Below are 20042 nucleotides of genomic sequence, written 5' to 3' on the forward strand. Positions count from 1 at the left end.
AGCGTTGCGGCGAAGTCGGGACTGCGCTGAGCGCGCTCCTGGAACGTGGCTGGCTCGCGGCCTGCCGCCTTGGCGACGCCGCTCTCACCGGTGCACACCGCATCGGGGCGACGGCTGTACGGCCTCGGGCAGCTTCGGCTCGGGTGCTGTGGCGTGGAGGGCGACGCCAGTGGATGTGCAAGGGAGTAACAGCGCCGCGCCTTGGCTGACTTCCTCGACGGCCGCTGGTCCGCGCCGGCCGCGTGCCGGTCTAGCGCTGCGTGGTGGCCCGGGTGGCTGGCCGGCTTGGGTGGCGGCCCTGGCCGTCCGGGCGCTTTCCGCGCGGTTCGAGGCATGTGCGACGGACGGTGCGCAGTCTCATGGTGTCGTGGCGCGGTCCGTCCGGCGTCGCCGGAAAGGCAGCCAACCCGGCCTATAATGTCAGTATGACGATTACGAAGGCGGAGATGGTCGCCGCCTCCCGGGAGGTCTCCCTCGCCCTCTACGGCCGCCCGGACGCCGAGCTGCTGGTCGATTTCGAACCCCGGGAGAGCTACCCGTACATCGAGATACGGGATGGGGTGGTTCACGTCATCGTGCGGGAGTGCGGGAAGGAACTCCCGCACGCCATCTACGAAAACATCGACGACATCATGTTCATGATCGCGGAGACGGAGACGTCCTCCCTCGCCCGTTCATGGGAGTCCGAGCACCGTGTCGAACTGGCGGAAGACAAGGAGCGTGACTCCCGCATCCCCCTGGTTGCCAAGCAGCTACAGCTCCTGAACCGCGTCAGCCCCGTGTGGGCGGAGCGGTTGCGCGCGATCATCGCGAGGCCGGACCGGTACAGCGGCATCACCCTCGAACAGGTCGACGCCTACCGGGTGAAATGAAGCGGGGCACCAACGCATCCGGGGGAGGGGAGGGAACGCCACGGCGCGCTCTCCCCCCCCGGGGGCTATCGGCTGGAGCCGATCCACAGGACCGCTAGACGAGTAGTTCCGATTGCTGGGTTCTCAGACGTGGGGAGGGTGTCCAACATCGGGTTGTGACGACCGATTTGGACACCCTCTTGACGGCACTGTACGTGCATGTCGATGACCGTCTGAAGACCCTGCGACGGCGCGGACGACCGCCTCGGCTGACCCAGGCGGAACTGGTGACACCAGCGGTGGCCCAGGCCATCCCCGGCTTTCACTGCGAGGCCCGCTGGCTGCGCTTCGCCCACGCCCACCTGCACGGGATGTTCCCGTACCTGCCCCAGCGCCCGGCCTACAACAAGCGCCTACGGGCGGCTCTGCCCCTGGTCAGCCAGACGATCCGGTCCCTGGCCACCGACACCGACCTCTGGCTGGACAACCTGTGGATCGTGGACTCCACCCCCGTTGAATGCGCCCGCTCCCGCGAGACCGTCAAACGCTCCGACCTGGCCGGCTGGGCCAACTACGGCTACTGCCGCTCCCACTCCCGCTTCTACTGGGGCCTGAAGCTGCACCTGGTATGCACCCCGGCGGGCTGCCCGTCACCTGGGCCCCGGCCGACCCCAAGCCCGACGAACGACAGGTCCTGGCCGCCCTCATCGACAACGAACCGCACCTGCCCGCCGACCGTCCCGGCCTGCTCATCCTGGCGGACAAGGGCTACATCGCCGCCGAACTTGACCGCTTCCCGGCCGCCCACGGCATCCACCTGCTGCGGCCCTCCTACCGCAACCGCGGCACCCCACGGCCGGGAGAATCCCTGCTCAAGACGGTGCGGCAGCTGATCGAGTCGGTCAACGACACCCTCAAAGGCCAGCTCGACCCCGAACAGCACGGCGGACGCACCATCGAAGGCGTCGGCGTCCGCGTGGCCCAGCGGATCCTGGCGATGACCTGCGCCATCTGGCACAACCGCACCACCGACGCACCCATCACCAGGTCACTCATCGCCTACGACCACTGAGCCACAACGGAACTACTCGTCTAGGGCTAGTCCACTACATTCTCGATGTACTTGTGCTCCAGGAGCCAAGTGACGTTGATCGACTCGGGCAGCTTGTACTGGACACCGCCGCCCGGCTGCTCGAACCACGGTGCGATCTTGCCGCCCTGGTTCTCGCCGTGCGCCAGGCAGGCCGCCGGGTGCGTGTCTTAAGTGATCTGGTCGCGGGCAGTGCGGCCATCGCGGCGGTGAACCGCTGGTGCTGCGCGGCGAAGACCTCGGCATCCGGCGCCTCCCGGAACTGGAAACGGTCCAGCACATCGGCTGCGGGCACGGTTTGCAGTGCCTCCAACGCCCCCCAGGGCACCGGATTGTGGACGATCACCGCGGCCGGCCGCAGTGCATATTTCCCCATACCCACCCAACCTCAACGGTCCATGCGCCGCACCGGCAACCACCTGCCGATGCGTCGTACTCGCTACAGCCCCCTATCCCGTCATCGGCCGCCGCAGACACATCGCCAGCCGCCACGGGGCGTGGCGGCGGGATTCCGGCCCGAGCCATGTCCAAGGAGTCTCATCAAGCTGGGGGAGCGACTCAGAGCCCCGCATGGCGAGGCTCTGAGTTGGTGCACCTACTGGGGTCTAGGCAACTGGTTCAACGAGTGCAGGGCCGGCGGGTCCGGGCAATGAGTCCGCCCGTCGCTGCCGGGTCAGGCCCACTCCACGCCCAACTCCGCCCTTGCCGAGTCCGCTTGTGCGGCGGAGGTTGGCCATGATCTGCCCGATGGGCAGAGGCTCGCCGTATTCGCCGTCGGCGGGCCAGGCGGCGTCTTGGCGGGGGGCGAGGTGTCCGTGGGCGGGCTGGTAGGTGGCCAGGGCGCGGAGTTTGGTTTCCCAGGCTTCCTCGCCCGGCTCCCACACCATGCCTTCGTCCAGCGGTCCATGCCGTGCAGCCGAGGAACCGGTGTCCGGTGGCACAGGGTCCCGGGGTTGTGTCCGGGCCTCGGGACCCTGGTGTGCTTCGTCCAGTCCTGCTGGTTCAACGGCCGTCCGCAGCCCGGGGCGCTGTGCTCTGCACCCTGTCGATTCTGGGCTCGGCGGGTTGCGTGAGCTGGTCTCCGGTCAGTTTGCCGTGGTGGCTCTTGGGGTGGGAGACCCGTTCGCCGGGCCGTGCTTCGTGGTCCTGGCCGTCGGTGCTGATCTGTTCGGTGCGCTGACGGGGAATCACGGTGTGCTGCTCCTGTTGGAGGCTGCGGGGTGTGCAAGGGGGCTGTACGTGTACTGCCGTGGGGCGGGGCCGGCAGCGGGAGGGTCAGAGGAGCTTCTGGGGGGCTTGGTACTGGTCGACGGGTGCGATGTTGCAGGCGGCCTTGGGGCCGCCGAAGGCGTGTCCGCCGATGCCTTCGCCCTCGGGGAGCGGGACCAGGCAGCGTCCGTCGATGTTGATGAGGGGGGCGCCGTAGGTGTTGAGGATGCCGCCCGCCTCGCCGGCGATGGTGGTGTTGCCGTTGCTGGTGGCGAAGCCTGTGGCGCCGGCGCCGCTCGCGCCTGCACCGGCGCCGGTGAGATCGCCGGTCGTACCGGTGAGGCCGCCGGTGAGGTTCCCCGTGGTGCCGGTGAGGTCGCTGACGACGCCCGTGGGGTTGGCGGCGGTGCTGCTGATGGCGCTGGTGGGGTTGGCGGCGGTGCTGCTAACGGTGCCGGTGAGGTTGCTGACGGTGTTGGTGGCGCCGCTGGTGGTGCCGCAGTTGCAGCCGGTGCCGGTGCCGCTCGTGGTCGGGTTCTGCGCGGCGGTGGCAAGGACGCTCTGGACTGTGTTGGTGGCGGTGGTGGTGGTCGGGGGCTTGGGGGCCTGTGCGGAGGCGGGGGCGGCGACGGCCATGGTTGCGGCGGTGGCGAAGGCCGCTCCGGCGAGAACCTGCTTGATCATGGTGGTGCTCCCGATTCGGTGGGTCAGTAAGGGGAAGTGGACAGGCCTGCTCTGGGAGAGTGGCGAACCTGCCGCTCCTTGGAACGAGGATGTGCACGAAACGTTACAGATTGTGCTCATTCGGACCAGCATGTGGTGGGGGCTGGTGCGTTCGCGGTCTGCCGGCGGCTGCCCGGGCCGCGGGCGGACTGGCACAGACGTGGGGTGCGGCTGTTCTTGGGTGACCGTGATGACGCAGCCTGATCACGGTCACTCAACAAGAGCCGCACCCCAAGGCGAAGGTCGTTGGCCGCCGGTGGCGCAGGTGTCGACGCGTATGTCCAGTGCCCGGTGCCCGGTCCGGCCCGGCGGGCGGGAGTGTGCCGGGTCCCGGGGCTGGTCAGGCCCCGGGACCCTGGTGCATCTGAGTCGGGCACAACGGGTCTGCGCAGCTCCTGGTCGCCCCGCTTCCCCGGCCCGGCCCATGGCGGGTCCGGCGGGCTGGGCGGGTTGTGCGGGCTGCTGTCCGTCCGGTCGTGTCGGGTTTTGTGGTGGGAGACCCGTATGCCAGGCGGTGTGTCAGAGGAGCTTCTGGGGGGCCTGGTACAGGGTGGTGGGTCCGAGGTTGCACTGGTTCTTGATGGTGGAGAGGCCGTGTCCGCCGATGCCCTCGCCTTCGGGCAGTGGGACCGCGCAGCGCAGGTCGACGGTGCCTTGCGAGGCGCCGTGGCCGTTGAGGATGCCGCCCGACCCGCCGGTGATGGTGGTGTCGCCGTTGCTGGTCCCGAAGGCGCCGGTCCCGCCCGTGGTGGGGCCCTGCGCGGCGCCGGTGGAGAAGACGCTCGTCAGCGTGTTGGCGGGGAGGTTCAGGGCCTGGGGGACCGGGGCCTGGGCCGAGGCGGGGGCGGCGACGGCCATCGTTGCGCCTGTGGCGAGGGCCGCTCCGGCGAGAACCTGCTTGATCACGATCATGCTCCCAATTCAGTGGGTCGGTAAGAGTGACAGGCCCGCCCCTAGGGAGCGGGGAGCCGTCGCTCCTGGAACGAGGAGCGTGCACAGCACGTCACAAAGTGCGCCCATTCGGACCAGAACAGGCGCGTAAGGCGTGGGGGCTGGCGCATCCGGGGTCCGCCGGGGGCCTCCCGGGGCTGCGGGCGCGGCCGCACATGCGAAGGGTGCGGCTCTACTTGAGTGACCGCGATCACGCGGCCGTGATCATGCAGCTTGATCGCGGTCACCCAAGAGGAGCCGCACCCGGAATCGAACGTTCTTGGCCGCCGGCGCCACCGGCAGGACGCAACTGTCCGGTGACAGGGCCTGGACCGGCCTGGTGGGGGTGGTGGGTGTGCCGGGTCCCGGGGCGACTGGTCAGACCCCGGGACCCTTGGGCGGTACTCACTCACGTGATCTTGCGCTGGTTCAACGAGGCGGTGCCGAGCCCGGTCACCCGGCTTCCCCCGCCCGGCCCATTGCGGGCCCGGCAAGCCGCGCGACCTGCCGTCCGTGCGGCTGCTCGCGCCGGCTCTTGTGGCGGGAGCCCCATACCCCGGGCTGTACGTCGTGCCAGTACGTCGTGGTCCTGGCCGTCCCGGGCAGTCCTCCCTAGCGGCCGGCCTGTTCGGTGTGCAATGCGGAACGGCGCTCTGGTGCGCACTGCGTACCGTCCCCGGGTGTGCGCACGGCCCCCTGCGTGCAGGGGGCCGTGGGCCAGGGGCAGTTGGTCGCGGGGGTGTCAGAGGAGCTTCTGGGGGGCTTGGTACTGGTTGACGGGGGCGATGTTGCAGGCGGCCTTGGGTCCGCCGAGGGCGTGGCCGCCGATGCCTTCGCCTTCGGGGAGCGGGATCGCGCAGCGCAGGTCGGCGTTGATGAGGGGGGCGCCGTAGGTGTTGAGGATGCCGCCCGCGCCGCCGGTGATGGCGGTGTTGCCGTTGCGGGTGCCGAAGTCCGAGGCGCCCTGCGCCGAGGCGGGGGCTGCGACGGCCGTGGTGGCGGCAAGGGCGAGGGCTGCTCCGGCGAGAATCTGCTTGATCACGATCATGCTCCCATTCGGTGGATCGGAGAGGGGTGGCAGGCCCGTCCGTGGGGCAGCCTGCCGCTCCAGGGGTCACGGCCGGGGTCGCGGCGTCTGGCACGGCACCTCGCCGCGTTGCCAAACATCTCTCATGGCTCCTCCCTCCAGGGCCTCAAGGGCCAAGGGGGGACCCCGATATGAGACGCTCCGGCGCCTTTCGATGCACCGCACCAGACGCCGCGACCTGATCCGACCCTGATCCACCGGACACCCCCTCGAACGAGAAAAAGGCATAACACGTCATAAACTGCGCCAGTTTAGTCCAAAAAAGCCACATCAGGGAGTCAGGGAGTGGGGGTTGGTGTGCCGGCTGTCTGTCGGTGGCCTCCCGGGGCCGTCGGCGCACCGGTAAAGGCCCAGGGTGTGGCTCATGTTGAGTGACTGTGGTCACGCGGACTGATCCCGGTCACGCCACAAGGGCCGCACCCGAAAGCGACCGTCCTGGGCCGCTGATGGCACGGCAGGACGCGTGTGTCCGGTGTCCTGGCCTGGTGGGTGGTGGGTGATGGGTGTGCCGGTCCCGGGGTCATGTCCGGACCCCGGGACCCTGATGCGTCTCCATCGGGTGCAACGGCTCTCTGCCGCCTTGGTCACCGTGCTTCCCCCGCGCAGTCCGTTCCGCGCCCGGCGGAGCCGTACGAGCTGCTGTCGGTCAGCTTGTGGCGCTTTGTCTTCTGGTGGGACGCCCATGCATGAGGCGCGCTTCGTGATCCTGGTGGTCGATGGTGGTGTGTTCGGTGTGCTGGGCTCGTAAGGCACCTCCAAGTCTCCTTCCGCGGCTGCGTCGTAGCCGGGGTGCTCTGCGCCTGTCCTGCTTGTCACCGAGGATCGAGCAGTCCCTGAAGCGCAGGGCCAACCACGGGCTGCCCCTGCGTGGGTGGGGTGCCGGATTCCCGGCGGGCAAGCCGTGCCCACCCGACGAGCGGCATTCAGCAGGGGGGAGGTCGCTTGCTTGCGTCGTCTCCCATGACCGGCTCGAAAACGTGGGAACTCCTGGACACCTTGGGCAAGTTGTCCGCGGCGAGCTCGGCTGCCGGGATGGTGGAAGCGGTTTGAAGATCCGCAAGGAGTTCACAAAGAGGGCTGTCAGTCTGCGTTCTCCCGTGGCCTGCAGATGCGGCTGCGGCAGTTTGCGGACGAGGAGAAGAACGTTTTGCGTGTGTCCCGGGTGTTCAGGAGCCCCCGGCGTGCGGCAGCCGCCGCTGCGCTGCTCGCCGCAATGACGGCGGCCATCACCGGCTGTTCGGGCCATGGAGCCCCGAACGCCTCGGGGGCATCACCGGCCGCCGCCGCGGCGCCGGCCGCTTCGGGTCCGTCGGCGCCGGGTACGGCTCGTTCGACGGCGGCGTCGTCGGGCGTGCTGTTCGGCGGTGACGCGCAGTTGTCCGGTCTGACGCATCTGGGCCGGTCGCTGGCGATCGTGCGGACCTACGACACCGTCGACACCGCCGGCGCGTTTCCCTCCGCGGAGGAGATCGGCGCCCTGCGCTCCGGAGCCACCCTGCTGGCCAGCCTCGGCACGGGGAGCAGCCGGGACTGGGCGTCGATCGCCGCCGGCACATCCGACGCCACGGTGCTGACATACCTGCGCGCGGTGAACGCCGCCGCCACAGCCCACCACCTGGACTCCCTCTACGTGTCGTTCAACCACGAACCGAATGCGAAGATCGACGCCGGGAAGGGAAGCCCCGCGCAGTTCGTCGCCGCCTGGCGCCATGTGTACCAACTGGCGGCCGACACGCACCTGAACGCCCGAAGTGGCGGCCACCTGCGCTGGGTGTGGATCCTCAGCGCGAACGGCTTCGGTCATCCGGGCGCCGCCGACAGCTTCTGGCCGGGCGCCGAAAGCGTGGACGTCGTCGGGGTCGACGGCTACGTGACCGGCAGCTGCTCGAACAAGGCGAGCGGCACCTACCTGGACCCGGCCAAGAGCTCCACGAAACCCGAGGCGGTCTTCGGCCCGGCCTTGAACTGGGGCACCGCCCACGCCGCGGGCAAACCGGTCTTCATCCCGGAGTGGGGTAGCGTCCCGTTCACCAGTCCTGCCCTGCGCCCCGCGTTCATCGAGGCGATGACCCCCTACGTGGCAGCTCATCCGCAGATCGGCGCCGTCCTGTACTGGAACGACCACGCCGCGCCGTCATCAGCCCAGCGGCCACCGGCCGCAGCCTGGAAGTCCTGGTCGACATCGAGGTCTCCGCCAACAACCTGGAGACCATCAAAACGCTGGAGGACACGCTGGCGTCGTACGAGGAAGTCGTCGAGCTGCGCCGGATGTTCGGCCAGCCCGACTACTTCCTCCGCGTCGCCGTCGCCGACCAGGCCGCCTACGAAGCCTTCCTCATCGGCAAACTCACCGGCCTTCCAGGGGTACTCCGAGTCCAGTCCCACCTCACCATCAAAAAGATCAGGTCAGACACCTAAGCCGCCTGCCCATGAGCGACTCCGGCTCAATGCGAGGCGACCGTCCTCGTCGTGGCTGTCAACGAGCGGCTGTGGCTGTCTCACGCCCCACTCGCAGCAGTTGTCAGTGCCTGGTCGTAGAGTGCGGTCATGCGGGCTGTAGTGATCGACTCCGACGGGCAATTCCACCTGGAGCAACGGCCGAATCCGGTGGCGGAGCCAGGAGATGTGGTGGTCCGTGTGCACGCCGCAGGTCTCAACGCCGCCGACCTCCAGCAGGCACGGGGGGACTATCCGGCGCCGCCGGGATGGCCAACCGACGTGCCCGGCCTGGAAATCGCAGGTGAAGTCGAGCGCGTTGGGAGAGCGGTTACTGGGATCTCCACCGGAGACCGGGTCATGGCGCTGGTCGGTGGCGGTGGTCACGCTGAGCGGATCACCGTTCCTGCCGATCTCCTGCTTCCGGTGCCCAACGGCCTGTCCTGGCAGGAGGCCGGCGGCTTCCCGGAAGCCTTCAGCACCGCCTGGGACGCCCTGGTCACCCAGGCCCAGGTCCGCGCAGGCGACCGTGTGCTGATCACGGGGGCGGCAGGCGGCGTGGGAACAGCCATGGTGCAGGTCGCCGCGGTTTCCGGAGCGCATACCGTGGCAAGTGTGCGCCGTCTGGAGCTTCACAAACAGATGAAGGCGCTCGCCCCGGCCGGCGCACGCGTCGACGTCGTCACTCCCTCCGATGAGGCGCAGCACGGACCGTACGACGTGATCGTGGAACTCGTCGGCGGACAGGACTGCCTGCAACGGGTCTCCCTGCTGCGCAGCCGCGGCAAGGTGCTCATCGTCGGCGTTCAGGCCGGCGCCACGGTCCCGCTGCGGATGTTCGACCTCATGCTGGTACGCGGCCACCTGATCGGAACAACTATCCGAGGCCGCACGCACGCGGAAAAAGCACTGCTCGCCAACCTCGTCCGCACCTCGGTAGTTCCCCTACTCGCCCGCGGTCGCCTGCGGGTCCCCGTCGACACGACCTTCACCCTTGACCGGTACGCCGATGGCTACGCCCGGCTCGCTGGTCCAGGCAAGTTCGGCAAGGTCATCCTGACATGCGGATGACAGCGCGCTGTCGATACACCCTCTGAGCCTCCGCCAACTTGAATTAGCAGATCAAAGGGCTGGTGTGACGCTCTTCCGCGGTCCTCGTGCTGGTCGTGGGCGGCAGTCCGCGGAGTAGATCGTCCGCCGGAGCGGTCGGCTTACCGGTGTCATTCAGCTCTGAGCGCGTGCCATCGAACCTCGGCGGACATGAGTTCGTGTTGGTGCCCCATCAGGCAACGTTTGCCACTTAGAAGCCGTATCTCTATCGATCAGGAGGGCGATTCTGAGCTACAGAGATACGGCTTCTCATACACCAGTGGTGCCGTCGATGCGCTCCCGGAGCAGGTCGGCGTGGCCGTTGTGGCGGGCGTACTCCTCGATCATGTGGACGTAGATCCAGCGGAGGCTGACATCATGCTCCATGAAGCGGCCGGTGTCAGTCAGAGCGCGGTCGGCACAGAGTTCGCGGGCGCGGGCGATCTCCGCATGCCAGGTGGCGAGGGCGTCGTGCAGTGTGGCGCCCTCGGCCAGTTCGAAGCCGCCGTCGGGGGCGGAGGGGTCGGCCTGCGGGTCGTAGATGGGCAGGGCCTGTTCTCCGGCGAACACTCGGCGGAACCAGTTCCGCTCCACCTCCGCCATGTGCTGGACGAGGCCGGTCAAGGTGAAGCCGGACGGTGGCACGGACGCGACGGCGGCCTTCTCATCGTCCAGGCCCTCGCACTTGATGGCGAGGGTGGAACGGTGAAACTCAAGCCAGCTTTCGAGCGTGGTGCGCTCGTCGGCGTTCAGGGGCGGCAAAGGGCGTTCGATGGCGCTCATCGGTCGATTATCGCCAGTGACCGAAGCCGGCGACAGGCAGGACCTCCGACAGGGCGAACGTTGCCTGATGCGGCACTAGCGAAGGTTGGCCGCCAGGGCACGGCCCCTCACCTGGCACGATGACTCCATGGATGCCAACGACACAGGGGAATCTGTGCCTACCGTTACTGAGCTTCCGGACGCGATGTCGTCAGCGCGATCTGGGCTGAGGTAGCCCAGTCGCGGTGAGGCAGTCGTCGATGAGGTCGCTGCGGTACTGGATCTTGCGTAGCCCGTGGCGGAGATTCCGGTCGAGGTGCTCGGGGTCGGCGAAGGCGGTGTTGGCCTGTGAGCTTCGCCGCAACAGAGACCAGATGCCCTCGACTGGGTTGAGATCGGGTGCGTAGGACGGCAGTTGGAAGGAAGTGACCCAATCCTGTTCGGCGATGAAGTCGCGTAGCCCGGCCGCCCGGTGGGTGCTGAGGTTGTCCCAGACGAGGATGAGTGGAGCGCCGAGCTGCCTGTGGGCCGTGCTCAGCAGGTCACGGAAGTCGGTCCAGGCGAAGCTGCGGCGCTCTCCCTTGGCTCTGCGGCCGGTGTCTTTATGCTGGCGCATTCGGTAGAGCAGGCGGGAGCGTTCGCCGGGCCGGTAGCAGCACATCGCGGCCAGAGAGATCCGGCAGGCAGAGCGGCCCCGCACCCGAACGATCGGGGTGTTCCCGCGTCGTGACCAAGTCCGTGTGGTGGGTGGTGTCATGGAGAAGGCGGCCTCGTCCTCGAAGACAACGTACGCTCCGAGCGCCGCCGCGGCGCTTCCACCGTCGGCCAGGTCTCCTTCGCCCAGCCGCTGATCTGGTGCTCGTCCCGTTCCAGGGCTCTGCGGGCCGGGACCTGACAGCTCCAGCCGTGGCGGTGCAGCATGTCCGCGATGGTCGACAGCGACAGGCTTTTGTGGAACCGGCGTCCGATCAGCGTCTTGATCCTCACCAGTGTCCACGTCTGGTTCGTCCATCCATGCGCGACCGGCCCCTTGCCCAACTCCGCCTCCAGCACCGCGAACAACGTATCGCTGAGCCTGGACCGCGCCGCAGGGCCCCGTGAGCGCAGCGCCTGCTGGCCGCCGTCATGCCACGGGCGGCGCCACCGCTGAACTGAACGCACGCTGACTCGTAGTTCCCTGGCCACCTTCGCGTTGTCCTGGCCGACGGCGAACCTCTCGGCCGCTTGCAAGCGGATGCGCTCACGGAACGTCCGCCGTTCAGCGGTCAAGCCACCCCCTTGCGGATACCTCATGCCTTCGATGTACCGCGGCGGCCACCAGCTGTCACCCCTACGACATCGCGCCCGGAAGCTCAGTAGTAGGTGTCTGAGAAGTCCCGTTCAGGGCAGGTGAGTTGGTGGTTCCTGCGCTGGTGGAGGCCGGGATGGTCAAGTGGCGACGCGCGTATCCAACGGATCTGTCTGACGGAGAGTGGGCGGTATTGGCGCCGCTCGTACCGCCGCCGAGACCGGGCGGGCGGCCGCCGAAGCATGAGCGTCGGGAGATCATCAATGCTCTGGCGTACTGGGTGCGGGCCGGCTGCGCCTGGCGCCTGCTCCCGCACGACTTCCCGCCGTATCAGACTGTCTACCACTACTGGCGCCAGTGGGGCGTCGAAGGCTGCTGGGAAGAGATCCTGGCGGCCCTGCGGGCGCGGGAACGCACAGGCCAGGGGCGTGAACCGACTCCGAGTGCCGGTGTGATCGACAGCCAGAGCGTCAAGGCCACCGAGCGCGGTGGCTGGCACGGCTACGACGGCGGCAAGAAGGTGCTGGGCATCAAGCGCCATCTCCTGGTGGACACCCTCGGCCTCGTCCTTGCGGTCTGCGTCAGCCCGGCCAACGTGAGTGACCGGGACGGCGCTGCCGTGCTACTGGCCCGCTCCGCCCACAAGTTCCCGCGGCTGCGGCATCTGTGGGCGGACCAGGGCTATCGCGGCGGTGAGTTCCTGGACTGGGTCCGTGAGGAGACCGGAGTCACCATTCAGGTCGTCCAGCGTAAGGACGGCGGATTCCGTGGCACCTGGGCCAAGACCGACGCCCCTCCACGCGAGGTGCCGATCTTCGCGGTAGTTCCGCGGCGCTGGGTGATCGAGAGGAGTTTCGCCTGGTTGGGACGCTACCGACGCCTGTCCAAGGACTACGAATACCTGGCCGCCAGTCAGGAGAACGCGGTCTACCTGGCCACCGTCATGCTCCTGCTGCACCGGGCCGCCAGAGCCCTGCCCTGAACGGGACTTCTCAGACACCCACTAACCGGCGCCTGTGGCACGCAGACGCCGTCGTGCTGTTCGACTGGCTGATGAGTACCGATCTGAACTCGGTACCGATCACGCATCCAGCTCAGAAGCAGGCGCTGGCCGACCTGCTATCCCGGTTCGAGTGGGCGGCTGACGTAGATGTCACAGGGTCTACCAGCGAGGAGATCGCCACCGCGCAAGCGGATGTGGCCAGGGCTATGGGCTGGTAGGGAACTGAGCCGCGCTCGACCTTCGCTGGCCACGAAGGTTCGCGGTCACTGGACCAACCGGTTCCTGCTCGTAGCGACCGGGCGGCCTTCTACGATCCGATGCATGCTGGATCCCGAACTGCTGGAACGGATCACCGCGCGGCGCGCGGAGCTGGATGAACTCGAAGAGCGGCTGGCCAAGCAGTTGGCGGAGGTGCGGGCCGAGCGGCACGAACTCGCTGTCGCCGAGCGCGTTCTTGAGCGGGTGAGCGAAGAGCTCGCCGGCGAGCGCGTCTCGGCCGCGCCCGTGCCCGGGCAGGTGGGCGGGCAGGCGGTGATGCTGGTCCCGCACCGCGTGCCGGGCGTGGAGGAGGCCATGCTCCCGCCGGACTATCAGCGCATCCTCGCCGTCGTGCGCAAGGCCGCCGGACCGGTCATGGCCCGGCAGGTCGGCGAGATGCTGGGGGTGGACGTCAGCGTGCGGGCGAAGCTGGAACCGCTGCGCGGGAAGCTGATCAGGCTGACCGACCGCGGCTGGCTGCGCAAACTGCCCGACGGTCGGTTCACCACCCGCCTGTGAGCCGGGGTGCCGTCGCCGCCCGAAACGGTATGGCGCGGGCGTAACCAGGGTGCCTCCGGCGGCCGTTGGATTTGTGTGACGACAACCAAAGTACGCGCCGAAGACACCTGCCCGACTATCTACCAGTGCCGCCTGCCGCTGTCCACGAGCACGGTCGGCCACCTCGCCGATCTGCTGCGACGCCATCTGAAGGCGATTGGGTCCCGGTGGCGGATCCTGCCGCCCGGGAGGATCGCGGTGATCGTCTTGGCCGTGCTGCGGCACGACCAGCGCCTGGCCGACATGGCCGGCAGCAACAACGTCTCCGAGTCCACCGTCCGCCGTTGGCGCGACGAGCTGATCGGACTGCTCTCAGCCCAAGCCCCGCGGCTGGACCGCGCCCTGAAGAGGATTGCCAAGCGGGGCGAAGAAGTGGTCCTGATCGACGGCACCCTCATTGCTACCCAGCACTGCACAAGCAAGGCCAACCGGCGGAATTACTCCGGCAAAAGCCACTGCCACGGCCTGCACTTCCTCGCCCTGACCGACGAGAGAGGCCGCCTAATCTGGATTTCCACCGCCCGGCCCGGCAGCACCAACGACATCACCGCCGCCCGCTACGACCACATCCTGGACCACCTGCGCGCCGCCGGTCTCGGGGCGCTGGCGGACCTTGGCTTTTGCGGCCTGGACAACGACGTATGCGACCCCGTGGTCGTCACCGGCTTCAAGGCATCCCGCTACCGCAAGCTCACCACCTGCGAAAAGGACGCCAACCGGGTTCTCGCTGCCGGACGTGCTCCCGTCGAACACGGCTTCGCCCACCTCAAAAACTGGCGGACCCTCACCAAACTCCGCACCGACCCCGCCCGCGCCACCCGCCTCCTGCGCGCCCTGCTGGTCCTGACCAACCTCGAAGTCCACCGCTGACAGACGTACTACTCCGCAGGCCGTCGCCCACGATCACAGTGAGCACCCCGAGAACCGCCATCGACCGCGCGGGCCGCTACGAGGGCCCAAGCGTGAGGAGTGCGGTAGTGATTCGTGTGCCCTGCGGTGAGCACGGACCGCCGTTCCATGAGATGCGGGGTGTCGGCCGGGAGTTGTAGTTGCGCCAGGAGGGCCAGTGCGGCCGTCGGCTCCGGGTCGCCGTAAAGGTCGTGATAGCTGGCGAGCAGGCCCTTGAACAGCGGTCCGTGCAATGCGGGGAGGCGCACCGCGGTGTCGTACGCCTTCTGCTTCACGGGCCAGAGCACGGGGCCCGAGCAGGCCAGAACCCGGGCGGCACGGCGGAGTGATGCGTCCGATCCCTCCGCCACGATGTGGTCGATGTCGTTCCCGAGCACTGCAGCGAAGGCCGTCGCGGCAGTGTCGCGGTCCTCGAACCAGTCGACCCAGAGCGAGTAGGTGACGGCCTCGGCGTCCCGGTGCGCCTCTAGCCGTTGGCGATAGCCGTCCCACAGCACGTCGGCGGGCAAGGGCCCCTTTGATCCTCGGTTCGCGAACCGGATCTCGCACGTCACCCAATAGTCGTCGAGGAGATCCAGCAGTCCGAAGTCCAGCCTCAGCTGCCCCGCCACGTCCAGGCCCCCGTCGGTGAATACCTCGCTGACCCAGGAGTGCGCGATCTCGTTGGCCGTGAGCGGCCCCTCCGACTCCTCGACGTCGGCCCACCCGTCACCAGCCTCGACAACACCCCGCTCGGCGAGCCAACGCCGAGCGTCCTCTACGGCTTGCATCTCCATGCGGAAAGTATGACAAGCCGCTGAATGTGTCCGACTGTCACGAACTCCCAGATGGACGATCTACTCCGCAGACTGTCGCCCACGACCAGCATGAGCACTCCGAGAACCGGTCACACCAGCCCTTTGACCTGCGGCTTCAACTTGGCTTATGTCCTCTGGGGCGCGTGGCTGTGAACCGCAGGGCGCACACTGGCAGTGCGCATTTCGCGTACAGATGCAGCGGGGCCCGGCGTTCCAGTTCGTCGGGCCTTGATGGCCAGAGCGACGCTAGTCTGCGGCATCGCACGCGAGGCGAGCGATGCGGTGCCGAGCATGAGCACGGGGCGCAGCGATGCTGAGCCACCCAGTGAGCAGCAACGCCAGAGCTGCAGGCGCCAGTGTCCATGCGTACAGGTCGCCCGGGCCGGTGCTGCCGGCGAGCAAAGCGCTGCCTGCGGCGGCCCCCGCGGCGGAACCGAGATACATGGCGGCCATCTGGAACGCGACGATCGGCATTGCCTGCTCGGGCCGGTTGCATCGGGGGGGGATGGCGTCTTCCTGGTGGTGGCGGTTGTGGGTGTCGTTTTCTCGGTGAAGGCCGCTGTCGTTTTCTGGTGAAGGTTGAGCGTCGTTTTGTATGGCGTAGTGCCGGTTGCCGAGTTTCTGGGCCCTTGGGTGACGGCTGTTGTTCGCGTGGCGTGGCGGACTTGTCGCGGCGGCTCTTCTGGTGGCGGACTCCTACTCCGAGCCGTACGTCAGTATCAATGCCCAACTGGGCGGGATGGCCCGTAGGTTGGGGGCACAGCCGAGGTCATGGTGACCCCGTTGCCCATGGCGCCGTCCTCCGGGTGGCCATGGGCAGCCTGTCCGACGTGCCGGGGGAGTGCGTTGGCCTGCTGGCCGGCAGCGGACTTCCGTGAAAACCACTGGCCCGGAGTTGAGTATGCGTACTCATGCGCGGTGGGGTTGGGGTCGGCATGCTGCGGCCATGACGAACGCTCTGTCGGGGTCGGCGCGTTGGCGTCCCTGGTCGCACCGGACGCATTGGGGGGCGGACCTTGCCGTCGCGATCCCGCTGTTCCTGCTGGAGATCGCATGGTTGGTGCTGGACTGGATGTTCGGCCTTGGCATGGAGATCTGGGCAGCGCAGGGCAAGCAGGATCGGATCGATGCGGCGGGCCTCGCGCACATCGGACGGGTGCAGGTGGCGCTGGTCGCCGTACTCGTCGTGGTGGTGCTGGCCGGGATCTTCCGTGCCTACTGGACAGTGCTCGCGCACCTGCTGGTGGCTCTGTTGGCCTGGCAGGTGCTGGTGGCCTCGCAGCAGCAGGTGGACCATGACCATGCGCCTGCACCCGGGTGTGTCCGCTATGACGCGCACTGCTGAGACAGAGGATCCCGGCGGTGGCCGCCTCTGTGTTGTGCCTGCCTGAGCCGCGGGCATGAGGTCTGTGTTGGTCCTGTCCCACCAGTCCGGGCACGCGCCCGAAACGGAGACTTCCTGCGTGAGGTGACCGCGCTCGGTATCGTTTCCCGCGGTACGGACACCACTCAGGCAGATGGACGCGTTCAGCCACCTGCGGTCCTATGGTGTAGGCCGTGTCGGTGGGGCCGTAACCCGCCGCCGGCACTTCTGGTTCGAGTGGATCCCGGCGCCCCGGACAGCAGCGCGGCGGCAGGACCCAGATCACCCGAACTCACCCGCCGGGTTCGGACGCCCGGCCACCGGCCCAGGACGAGAAGTCATCCTGAGCCGGTCGACAGCACCGAGGGAATGGTCGCCGTCCAGGTCGTTGTCTTGTCCCCTGAGGGAACGGGTGCGCGTGCTGCCGCTAGGCGCTGCGGGTGTTATGGGCAGTTGATGGTGCCGGTGTTGCGGCCGGTGACGGTGCATGTGTCCTGGCCGCTGGGGGTGTCGGCGCCGCCGTTGATGGTGCTTGAGTTGTTGCCCAGGACGGTGATGGTGTCTTTGCTGTTGGCGCCGCCTTGCAGGATGCCCTTGCCGTTGGTTGCGGGGGAGACGAGGTTGTCACCGTTGGCGGTGATGGTGTTGCCGGTCGGGGCGTTGTCGCCGGCGACGACTTTGCCGGTGTTGGCGATGAGGCGGGTGCCGCCGGGGGCGCCGTTGACGACAAGGTGATTGTTCACGCCGTTGACACCGGCGATGGTGCTGACCTTGTTGCCGATGCCGTCGGCGCCGCGATTGCGAGAGCTGGTGCCGCCGGTGCCGCCGGCGCCGGCGGTGGCACCGACCGTGGAGCTGGTGACGGAGCCGGCGTTGCCGTTGCCGCCTCGGCCGCCGCTGGCACGGACGGTGCTTCCTTTGCCGCCGGCGCCGCCGGTGAGAGTGACCGTGCCAGCGGTGATAGTGGGGAGGCCTCCTCCGAGGGAGCTGGCGCTGGGGTCGTTGCCGTCGCCTCCGGTGCCGCCGATCTTGGCGCTGGTACCGCCGCCGGTGCCGGTGATAGCGCCGTTCCCGCTGTTGCCGTTGCCGCCGAAATTGTTGATGCCGCTGCCGTTGCTGCCGCCGGTGCCGCCGGTGGCGTTGAGGGTCCCGCCGTTGCTGATGGTGATGGTGCCGTCGGGGCCGGCGGCGGCGCCGCCGCTGATGCTGGTAGCGGTGCCACCGTTGAGGGCGAGGGTTCCCCCGCTGAGGGTGAGGGTTCCGTTCGAACCGTAGCCGCCGAGTCCGTGGTCGCCGACAAGGCCTGCGCCGCCGGTAATGGTGCCGCCGGCGCCGGTCAGGTTGACCGTCCCGGCGTTACCGGGCTGGCCAGGGGTGCCGGGGGACCCCGTGGCCTCCAGGACGATCCCCGACCCGTTCAGGTTGACGGTGCCGCCCGAGGAGACAGCGGGCAGCGCCGGGGTGGCAGGCGGAGTGATGTTCACGTTGCACACCCCGCCGGTGGTGACATTCAACGTCCCGGCCACCGTCCCGATCACGTTGACAGCGGTGCACCCGTCGGCGGTCACGGTCGTATTGGCGGGAATCCCGTTCGGACAGGTCCAGACGCCGGCAGCCACGGTGCACGGATCGGCCGCGTGAGCCTGCGAGCCCGCCGCGACCAGACCGGCCACGCTCAGCACACCGGCGGATACCCCGGCGGCCACATTCCGCAGGCAACGCACAAGGCGTCTGCGGCGGTCTTGGAGTGGGTGAACTGGTGATGGTGCCATCGGGCGACCTCCCCTTTCCTCGCCGGCCCGCGCGGCGAGCCAGCAGCCGATTCCCCGCGTCAGCACACAGCACGCTACGTCCGGCATATGACGGCAGGCCAGATGCGAACACAAAGGTCATATCAAATGAAAAGCCGCAGTGGCCGCCTGCCGCTCGCCCTCCCACGCAGAGCTTCCGTGCCAGGCCGTCACAGCCCCGATCAGCGGGACCTCCGGCCCATGGCGTGCGTGCTCAGCTCCGCTGTCGATCTCACGCATGCGTACTCGTTCTGCCATCCGCACAGCCTTGACGGCTGCACGCCACCCAGGACGGGACCCGAGCCGCGCATCGCATCACAACAGGGCAAACGTTGGCTGCTGTGGCGCTAGTAGTGCTTCGTTAGGTCTGTTCGTCGGGGCTGATCAGGAGCGTGTTGGGTGGGTGGACGCACATGAAGTTGCCCATCTGCGGGCGGGCTTGGAGCTGTTCGTCAACGATGTGTTCGCCTCGCTGCCGCGCAAGGACCAGCGGCGCTGGGGCGAGTGCTATCTGCTGGGCCTGATGCTGGACGGTCGGCGCAGGTCGATCCAGCCGATGGCCGAGCGCCTGCCGGACGGGAACATGCAGGCCCTGCAGCAGTTCGTCGGCCAGTCGCCGTGGGACTGGGCGCCGGTGCACCGGTGGATCGCCGAGCGCCTGTGCCAGGTGATCAAGCCCGAGGTGTGGGTGGTCGGCGACGTGTCGTTCCCCAAGTGCGGGACGGCGTCGGTGGGAGTGGCCCGGCAGTACTGCGGAGCATTGGGCAAGCGGGCCAACTGCCAGGTCGCAGTCAGCGTGCACGCCGCCACCGACATGGCGTCCTGCCCGCTGGAGTGGGAGCTGTTCCTGCCTGAGGAATGGGCCGGCGATGCCCGGCGGCGCAAGGCTGCCGGGGTGCCCGATGGTGTCGGGCACGTGGCCAAGTCCCGCCTGGCCCTGGGGCTGTTGGACCGGCTGGCCGACTGGCTGGGGGCGTCGGTGCCGGTGATCGTGGCCGATGCCGGCTACGGCCGCAGTGTCGGCTTCCGGCTCACACTCGAAGAGCGCGGCTGGTCCTACGTGGTGGCCGTCGACCCCAAGGAGACCGCCCAGGCGGAGACGGCCGAGCCGCATCAGCCGCCCTATGGCGGGCTGGGTCCACCCACCCGGCCCTGCTACCGCACGCCAGGCCGGCCTCTGCCCACCCTGATCGATGCCGGGCATCCCCTTCCCGCAAGTAACCTGGCGCCACGGCAGCAAGGGCTACATGACCTCCCGCTTCGCCGTGCTCCAGGTGCGGCCCGCGGGCAAACTCGCCCGCCAAAGCGCCCGGGAACAGGCCGGTGGACGCGCTCAGTGGGACGGCGTGCTGCCCCTACGGACCCTGCTCGTTGAACAGGCCGAGGCCGAGTCGCGCCGACCGGCTACTGGATGAGCAACCTGCCCGCCACCACTCCGATCGCCGATCTGGTGCGGCAGGCGAAGATGCGCTGGCGCATCGCGCACGACTACCGCGAACTCAAACACGGCCTCGGCCTGGATCACTTCGAAGGCCGCACCTGGCGCGGCTGGCACCACCACGTCACCCTCGTCACCGCCGCCCAGGCCTTCCACACCCTCCGGCGCCTGAACCCAAAAGCCCGACCGCAGCCCGAGCCTCTACCACGTCCTCGACACCCTGCAGGACATGCTGCGGTCCTGGACCGGCACCTGCACCACCTGAGGCCAGCCCCTCACAACGAGCCGAGCCAGAACCTAACGAAGCACTACTAGGGCCTGACGGTCCCGCCCCGGTCCGTCCCCATCCGTCACTCACGGCGCTCGTCCTCGGCCCAAGGCGTGTCAGCGGCGCGACGCAGGGGGAGCTGACCCAGGCCAAGCTGATGGCTGCCGTCGCCAATGCCCTGCCGTACGGCTTC

At 68.4% G+C, this 20042-nt stretch carries 16 protein-coding genes and 3 pseudogenes; 10 read left to right on the forward strand and 9 right to left on the reverse strand.

All coding sequences use genetic code 11. From position 1 onward, the window contains the following. Positions 1-425: 425 nt before the first annotated feature. Positions 426-872: an Imm63 family immunity protein gene (locus tag ACSHXC_RS39910; protein ID WP_438296226.1), complete on the forward strand. Its 447-nt coding sequence runs from the start codon at positions 426-428 to the stop codon at positions 870-872. 155 nt (positions 873-1027) lie between these two features. Beyond that, positions 1028-1923 (forward strand): annotated as a pseudogene (locus ACSHXC_RS39915) (IS982 family transposase). A 26-nt stretch (positions 1924-1949) separates the two neighbouring features. On the opposite strand, the pseudogene ACSHXC_RS39920 reads toward ACSHXC_RS39915, so the two are convergent. The 5 genes and pseudogenes from ACSHXC_RS39920 to ACSHXC_RS39940 all read right to left on the reverse strand — a co-directional run. Further along, positions 1950-2072: pseudogene (locus ACSHXC_RS39920) on the reverse strand (TNT domain-containing protein); the annotation flags it as partial. A gap of 871 nt (positions 2073-2943) precedes the next feature. Continuing rightward, the gene (locus tag ACSHXC_RS39925) at positions 2944-3132 is read right to left on the reverse strand and encodes a hypothetical protein (protein ID WP_438296227.1); all 189 of its coding nucleotides are present in this window, start codon (positions 3130-3132) and stop codon (positions 2944-2946) included. An 84-nt stretch (positions 3133-3216) separates the two neighbouring features. Continuing rightward, positions 3217-3834, reverse strand: coding sequence for a hypothetical protein (locus tag ACSHXC_RS39930; protein WP_438296228.1), 618 nt, complete (start codon positions 3832-3834; stop codon positions 3217-3219). A gap of 558 nt (positions 3835-4392) precedes the next feature. After that, entirely contained in the window at positions 4393-4779 is a 387-nt protein-coding gene (locus ACSHXC_RS39935) for a hypothetical protein (RefSeq protein WP_438296229.1), read from the reverse strand. A 766-nt stretch (positions 4780-5545) separates the two neighbouring features. After that, positions 5546-5845 (reverse strand): hypothetical protein, encoded by a 300-nt coding sequence (locus ACSHXC_RS39940; protein WP_438296230.1) that lies wholly within the window; start codon positions 5843-5845, stop codon positions 5546-5548. A gap of 1192 nt (positions 5846-7037) precedes the next feature. Between ACSHXC_RS39940 and ACSHXC_RS39945 the strand changes: the two genes are divergently transcribed. Further along, positions 7038-8450, forward strand: coding sequence for a hypothetical protein (locus tag ACSHXC_RS39945; protein WP_438296231.1), 1413 nt, complete (start codon positions 7038-7040; stop codon positions 8448-8450). Next, positions 8438-9397, forward strand: coding sequence for an alcohol dehydrogenase catalytic domain-containing protein (locus tag ACSHXC_RS39950; RefSeq protein WP_438296232.1), 960 nt, complete (start codon positions 8438-8440; stop codon positions 9395-9397). Before ACSHXC_RS39945 ends, ACSHXC_RS39950 begins: the two co-directional genes overlap by 13 nt. A gap of 288 nt (positions 9398-9685) precedes the next feature. Here ACSHXC_RS39950 and ACSHXC_RS39955 read toward each other — a convergent pair whose 3' ends face one another. Beyond that, the gene (locus ACSHXC_RS39955) at positions 9686-10198 is read right to left on the reverse strand and encodes a DinB family protein (RefSeq protein WP_438296233.1); all 513 of its coding nucleotides are present in this window, start codon (positions 10196-10198) and stop codon (positions 9686-9688) included. Between the two features lie 190 nt (positions 10199-10388). Then, positions 10389-11470, reverse strand: a protein-coding gene (locus ACSHXC_RS39960) for an IS630 family transposase (protein WP_438296234.1) whose coding sequence is annotated in 2 segments (ribosomal slippage) — positions 10389-11024 and positions 11027-11470 — 1080 coding nt in all. Because the reading frame shifts where the segments join, the coding sequence is not laid out codon by codon here. A 131-nt stretch (positions 11471-11601) separates the two neighbouring features. Between ACSHXC_RS39960 and ACSHXC_RS39965 the strand changes: the two genes are divergently transcribed. The 4 genes from ACSHXC_RS39965 (at position 11602) to ACSHXC_RS39980 (ending at position 14154) form a co-directional block, all read left to right on the forward strand. Next, positions 11602-12447 carry an IS5 family transposase gene (locus tag ACSHXC_RS39965; protein ID WP_438290635.1) on the forward strand — a complete coding sequence of 282 codons (846 nt, stop codon included), beginning with the start codon at positions 11602-11604 and terminating at the stop codon, positions 12445-12447. Positions 12448-12500: 53 nt separating this feature from the next. Then, a complete protein-coding gene (locus tag ACSHXC_RS39970; RefSeq protein WP_438296235.1) occupies positions 12501-12686 on the forward strand; it encodes a hypothetical protein in 186 nt (61 codons plus the stop codon). Positions 12687-12789: 103 nt separating this feature from the next. Further along, the gene (locus ACSHXC_RS39975) at positions 12790-13245 is read left to right on the forward strand and encodes a hypothetical protein (RefSeq protein ID WP_438296236.1); all 456 of its coding nucleotides are present in this window, start codon (positions 12790-12792) and stop codon (positions 13243-13245) included. Positions 13246-13320: 75 nt separating this feature from the next. After that, complete coding sequence (locus ACSHXC_RS39980; protein WP_438296237.1) at positions 13321-14154, forward strand: transposase family protein; 834 nt, start codon at positions 13321-13323, stop codon at positions 14152-14154. A gap of 8 nt (positions 14155-14162) precedes the next feature. Here ACSHXC_RS39980 and ACSHXC_RS39985 read toward each other — a convergent pair whose 3' ends face one another. Beyond that, a complete protein-coding gene (locus ACSHXC_RS39985) occupies positions 14163-14969 on the reverse strand; it encodes a hypothetical protein (RefSeq protein ID WP_438296238.1) in 807 nt (268 codons plus the stop codon). Positions 14970-15936: 967 nt separating this feature from the next. Between ACSHXC_RS39985 and ACSHXC_RS39990 the strand changes: the two genes are divergently transcribed. Next, on the forward strand, positions 15937-16335 hold the full coding sequence (locus tag ACSHXC_RS39990; protein ID WP_438296239.1) for a DUF6234 family protein: 399 nt from the start codon (positions 15937-15939) through the stop codon (positions 16333-16335). 461 nt (positions 16336-16796) lie between these two features. Here ACSHXC_RS39990 and ACSHXC_RS39995 read toward each other — a convergent pair whose 3' ends face one another. Further along, a complete protein-coding gene (locus ACSHXC_RS39995; protein ID WP_438296240.1) occupies positions 16797-18059 on the reverse strand; it encodes a hypothetical protein in 1263 nt (420 codons plus the stop codon). A gap of 487 nt (positions 18060-18546) precedes the next feature. Here ACSHXC_RS39995 and ACSHXC_RS40000 point away from each other — a divergent pair. Next, positions 18547-19814 (forward strand): annotated as a pseudogene (locus ACSHXC_RS40000) (IS701 family transposase); the annotation flags it as partial. Positions 19815-20042: the final 228 nt, after the last annotated feature.

Source organism: Streptomyces sp. HUAS TT7 (assembly GCF_051550175.1).
GTDB lineage: Bacteria > Actinomycetota > Actinomycetes > Streptomycetales > Streptomycetaceae > Streptomyces.